Annotated in this window: 4 protein-coding genes and 1 pseudogene; 1 reads left to right on the plus strand and 4 read right to left on the minus strand. The window is 64.9% G+C overall.

Features of this window, described 5'->3' with window-relative positions:
- Positions 1-175: 175 nt before the first annotated feature.
- Both WDZ17_RS17120 and WDZ17_RS17125 read right to left on the minus strand, forming a co-directional pair.
- On the minus strand, positions 176-541 hold the full coding sequence (locus WDZ17_RS17120) for a single-stranded DNA-binding protein (RefSeq protein WP_339576386.1): 366 nt from the start codon (positions 539-541) through the stop codon (positions 176-178).
- 14 nt (positions 542-555) lie between these two features.
- On the minus strand, positions 556-798 hold the full coding sequence (locus WDZ17_RS17125) for a glutaredoxin domain-containing protein (RefSeq protein ID WP_339576387.1): 243 nt from the start codon (positions 796-798) through the stop codon (positions 556-558).
- 298 nt (positions 799-1096) lie between these two features.
- On the opposite strand from WDZ17_RS17125, the gene WDZ17_RS17130 reads away from it, so the two are divergent.
- Complete coding sequence (locus WDZ17_RS17130) at positions 1097-2428, plus strand: ISL3 family transposase (RefSeq protein ID WP_339576388.1); 1332 nt, start codon at positions 1097-1099, stop codon at positions 2426-2428.
- Between the two features lie 530 nt (positions 2429-2958).
- Here the strand turns inward: WDZ17_RS17130 and WDZ17_RS17135 are convergent.
- Positions 2959-4482 (minus strand): LA2681 family HEPN domain-containing protein, encoded by a 1524-nt coding sequence (locus WDZ17_RS17135; protein WP_339576389.1) that lies wholly within the window; start codon positions 4480-4482, stop codon positions 2959-2961.
- 66 nt (positions 4483-4548) lie between these two features.
- Positions 4549-5468: pseudogene (locus tag WDZ17_RS17140) on the minus strand (peptidase S8); the annotation flags it as partial.

Here is a 5468-nt window from a genome sequence, read left to right on the forward strand (position 1 = left end):
GTGGGGCAGGAACGGGCCGTAGTGAACCGCCCTCTCGTCGCCTTCGTTCGTGAGCATGGCCACTCGGACGATGACAGCGGTGGCAGCGCGCGTAGTCATTGGTAGTTCCCTCCTATGGTCAACCCGTTGGCGAGGCGGCCAGATTGCCGCCCCATCTTCTCAGTGGTCGCGGACATCACTGCGGCTGGTCGTCGCGCGCGTTGCGGGTGACCGCGGCGGTTGCTCGGGTGAGGTCGGCGCCGATGCTGTCAGCGTCGATGACGCGGCCGTACTGCTTGTTGCTCTCGTCGCCCCAGCTGGCGGTGTGTTCGCGTCCGATGACGATGACGGCATCCCCTCGGTGGAGTGAGGCGGCGGCGCTCTGCCCGAGCTCGAACCGGGCTTCGACGAAGTGGGTGGTGGGGGTGTCGTGGGGCTGGTACCTGCCCTGCCGGTACTCCCCCGTGGTCTCGATGACGCGGAGCTTGGTGATCTGGATGGTTCCCGCCTGCACAACTTCGGGATCGGCTGCCAGGTTTCCGGTGATGGTGCGGATGGACATGGTCGTTCTCCTTATCAGTGGGTTGCGATGCGGTTGATGTGGTCGGGACGGAACCCGGACCAGTGATCCTCGTCGGTGACGACGACCACGGGTGCTTCGGTGTAGCCGAGGTCACCGACGACGTAGGCGCGGGCATCCTCGTTGTCTCGGATGTTCACCTCGTCGTACTCGATTCCCTTGCTGGTGAGCACGTTCTTGGTCAGCGTGCAGCGCGCGCAGCTGGGGCCTGTGGTGTAGACCGTGATCCGCTCAGCCATTGCTCTGCCCTTCCCTCAACCAACCGTTTTTCTTTGCCTGCCGGCAATCGAGGGATTCACGGCGAGTGGAACGGGAGGGAGCAACGGACGTGGAATACCGGAGTGAGCGCAGCGAGGGAGGATATGCCGCGAAAGCCGTTGGCCCGACGTGGAGCCGACGTATCCTCGACAGCCGGACAGGTCAAAGAGGCTCATCCCAGATGAGGGTGTAGTTGGCGTTGGCGTGGCGGTCCCGGGATAGACGTCGAGGTCTCCCGAGGATGAAGGTTCCTACACGCTGCATCCGAGAGACCTCGACTTGTCTGACGCTACCGTCGGCGAGCGCTCTGGCGCGTTCGCCCGCCCTGACCTGACCACGTTCTGCCGCCTCGATGAGCTCGACCTCGTCGTGACCGGTCAACGCCTCGAGCCCGCGCGAGCGGTGCTCGCCTGCCGGGTCCTGACCCCTGATGAGTGGTGCCGACGCTGCGGCGCCGAGGGCGCTGCTCGGGACACGGTCATCCGTCGACTCGCGCACGAGCCGCTGGGGTGGCGACCCACCGTCCTTGAGGTCGCGGTGCGTCGCTACCGCTGCACCGGCTGCGGACACGTGTGGCGCCAAGACACCACCCGCGCGGCCGAGCCACGGGCGAAGCTCTCGCGCCGCGGGCTGCGGTGGGCACTCGAAGCGCTCGTCGTGCAGCACCTCACTGTTGCCCGGATCGCCGAGGGGCTCGACGTCGCCTGGGACACCGCCAACGACGCGGTCCTGGCCGAGGGCAAGAGGGTCCTGATCGACGACGCCGACCGGTTCGACGGCGTGAAGGTCGTCGGCGTCGATGAGCACGTGTGGCGCCACACCAGGCGTGGCGACCGGTACGTCACCGTGGTCATCGACCTCACCCCGATCCGCGATGGCACCGGGCCGGCACGACTGCTGGACATGGTTGAGGGCCGCTCGAAGGAGGCATTCAAGACCTGGCTCGCCGCCCGCCCCGACTCCTGGCGCGACGGTGTCGAGGTTGTGGCGATGGACGGGTTCACCGGCTTCAAGACCGCGACCACCGAGGAACTTCCCGACGCGGTCGCGGTCATGGATCCCTTCCACGTCGGCCGCCTCGCCGGCGACGCACTCGACCGGTGCCGCCGGCGTGTGCAGCAAGCCATCTACGGCCACCGCGGGATGAAGGGAGACCCGCTCTACTCGGCCAGGCGGACCCTGCACACCGGCGCCGACCTGCTCACCGACAAGCAGGCCTCCCGGCTGAGGGCGTTGTTCGCGACCGAGAACCATGTCGAGGTCGAGGCGACCTGGGGCATCTATCAGCGCATGATCGCCGCCTACCGGCACGAGGACCGACGCCGCGGTCGCGAGCTGATGACCAACCTCATCGGATCGCTCAGCAGCGGTATCCCGAAAGCACTGGTCGAGCTCAACACGCTCGGACGGACCTTGAACAAGCGCGCCGACGACGTTCTGGCTTACTTCGACCGACCCGGCACATCCAACGGTCCGACGGAGGCGATCAATGGCCGCCTCGAGCACCTCCGCGGCTCCGCGCTCGGGTTCCGCAACCTCACCAACTACATCGCCAGAAGCTTGCTCGAGACCGGAGGCTTCAGACCGCGCCTACACCCTGGATTGGGATGAGCCCGGTTCCTGGACCCGTCGTTGTGGTTCTTGGCTGTCTCCCAGTACCGATACAGATCGAGTGGGAAAGACGCCACTTCGCGCACCCTCGCGGCCCGACACATCTCAAGTGCATCGCGGTAGCGCGCGCCGTCCGGGCGCCCATGCGCCGCTTTGGCGAGTCCGATCCACGCGAACTGATCGAGGTAGATGTGAAGCACGGGACGTCAATTCACAACGAGGCACATTCGAACGATCGCATCCACAGGCGTGTTTCCTCCCGCCTGGATAGTGCCAGGATCAAGTTTCCTCCCTCTTCCCGGGCCACATCCTGCATGCGCTGCAAGCCGTCGGTCACCTGAGCGGTCCCACTTCAAGCCTCGTCACGCGAATCGGACTCCTCAGAGTTCTCCCCGGCCGGCGCAGCGGCCTCCGGCGCAGCGGCCTCCGGCGCAGCGGCCTCCGGCGCCTCGGACGGCGACTCCTGTTCGGGATCTTCGGGAAACTGCATGTACTCGAACGAAGGAAACGGCGCGTAGGTGCCGACATGGTCATCGGGGTGATTCCAACTTGAGACAAGGTCGATCAGGTAGAGGTACGCGGACCTGGTGACCTGGAGGGCCAGGACGGTTGATTCCACCAGCTCGAACAGGTGGATTCGACTGCGCGCGTCGATGGTGATTCCTGTGTCGTCCAGGAACGCGGCATAGACAATCCGATGCGTTCCGGCATTTCGAAGCGCCTGAGATGGGGGCGTACATGCCGTCCCCCTCCATGTCGTACGCGAGTTCAGACAGCGCGTGCGGAGGCAGCGAGCGCGCTGGACTCTTCGTGAGGCTTGGCCGGACCACCCCGTCCTTGTTCGCCCAGAACTTGCGGAATGAAACTCTTCGCGCTTCGTCGCCGACGCCAAAGTGTTCGTTGGCAACAACGGCAGTCTTGTCCAGAACATCTAGCGCTGACCGCTGGGCGAGGAACAGCTTCGAGTACTGGAGTCCGTAAAGCGAGTAGTCGAGCGTCTCGATGTAGTACCCGGTGTCGTCGTCCTTCTGCTGCGGTCCCTCGGCGACTTGCACGTAGCCTTCGTACGCCAACTGACGGGAGACGAGGAAGTCCGACTTCAGGACGTTCATCTCCGCCAGGATCGGCGGCGACATCTCCTCCGGCGAGCTGCCATACAGGATCTCGATAGCGGCGCTGTCCCAATGTGCGTCTTCGGTGCCGAGACCTTCGACCGCGGGTGACAATGCGAGTCGGTACGTCGCAACCCACTGACGATATTCGTCCTCGGGATCATCCAGGCCATGAACGAGGTGACCCAAGCTGTCCGTGGGCTCAAGGCCGTCCCAGCGGTTGGCCGTGGCTGACCCGGCGAAGCCGATCGTGCCGTCTCGCAGCGACTGTGCCATCTTCACGTACTTGTCGTAGACGGCGGCGATGTGGCCAGTCTGCCCGACTCCCGTATGGATTCGACTCAGCAAGAGTTGAGCCAGGTTGCCCGCGGCATTACCGTTCGTCGGATCGGCTTCCAGTGCCCGCAGGTAGAAGTCATATGCTTCGGCCCACCGTCCAGAGTGGTCGAGACTGTTCGCAAGATTGCAGTACGCGGCAGATCGAGTGTGTGGATCGGCCTGCCGGGACGACCCGACATCCAGGAACATTCGCCTCGCGCGTCGAAGCTCGAATCGACTTGAGCGGCGGCTTTCTATGAGCGCCGGAAGCCAAACTTCGCGGGGGCCTTTTGGGGGCAAACCGAGATCGCAGGCACCGACGATCGCGTTCGCAACGTTGTACATGCATTGGAAGTGCAACGGCTCAGTCGGGTCAGTCTCGCCCTGTGCGCGCGAAGCAAGCTCTTGTCCCGCTTGAAGGATCGTCGCGTCGGCGAGGTCCGTTCCCGCGTTGATAACGAGGGAGGAACAGACGAATCGAAGCGCTGATCTCTCTTTGGCGGAGAGAGCGGAGCCATCGATCCCGCCGGCCAGGGTGAGTAGTTCTTGCACCGCAAGGGCCTTATCCGCGGTTGTCTCGCTGACTAGCAAGAACCGCCGATACCATTCCTCATAAGTCGACATCGGACTACCTTCACGGCCCTTCTTGCCGACGCCGAGCAGTGACAGCGGGCCAGCTAGGAAGCCAACTCAACTCTGCACCCGACCGCGTGCGCGATCGCGAACCTGCTGGCGCAGTCTCGCCCGTACCTCGTCATGGATGGTGGTCGACGTCTGTTCCGCAGTCTCGACGGACACCACGAGCGCGTAGCGAACCGTCTTCCCGGCGCGGAGCCGCTGGGCATCGTCCATGCACTCGACGTGGATCGGGAAGGTGCCGTCATCGCCGAACACCATCGTGCGCGTGCCCTGCACGATCTCGTGTTGGAGGCTTCCCCGTCTGACCGAGTTGTGTTCGGCATCGATCCGATCCCCGCCAGCGAGTCGGGTGTCTGGCGTGGCGAAGTAGACCTTGGCACCCCGGTAGCGGTTGAGCTGCCCGACGGTGGGGACCATATAGGCGAGGGTGATGGTGAAGCGGTGCCACTCTGCGCGCGCACGTAGCGAAGGCGGCAGCGGCAACTCGTAGGTGTGGCGTTGGTCGCGTTCGATCAGTCCCCCGCCGACCAGCACTGCCCTGTTCGTGGCGGCGGTTCCGAGCCGGTCGGTGTCGAGCCGGCCGTACCCCAGGAGCGCGGTCAGGTGGCGGCGGGCTTGCTGGTTGGTGAGGCCGAGTTCGCGGCGCAGTCGCGACTCCCATTCGCCCCAACTGCTGGCGTGGGCGAGGAGGGCTCTCACGAGCAGCGGGTGGTACTGCGGGTCCGGCAGCGGCGCGTCTTCGGGATCGTCGGAGCCTGCTTCGAGGATGTCGTACATGCGGCTGGCTTCGCGGGCCACCAACGCGGTTGCGTTGCTCGTGCCGATGGTGAAGACGGTGTTGTTCGTTGCGCCCGCTCGCCCGGGCGCGGCTACTTGCAGACCTGGCCCGGTGGTTCCGGTCTGAGCCAGTTCCACCGCGACGGTCTCCTCGGAACCTGTCAAGCCTGTTGAGACGTGATGGTGCTCAGGTG

The sequence above is a fragment of the Pseudokineococcus basanitobsidens genome (assembly GCF_037482545.1).
GTDB lineage: Bacteria > Actinomycetota > Actinomycetes > Actinomycetales > Quadrisphaeraceae > Pseudokineococcus > Pseudokineococcus basanitobsidens.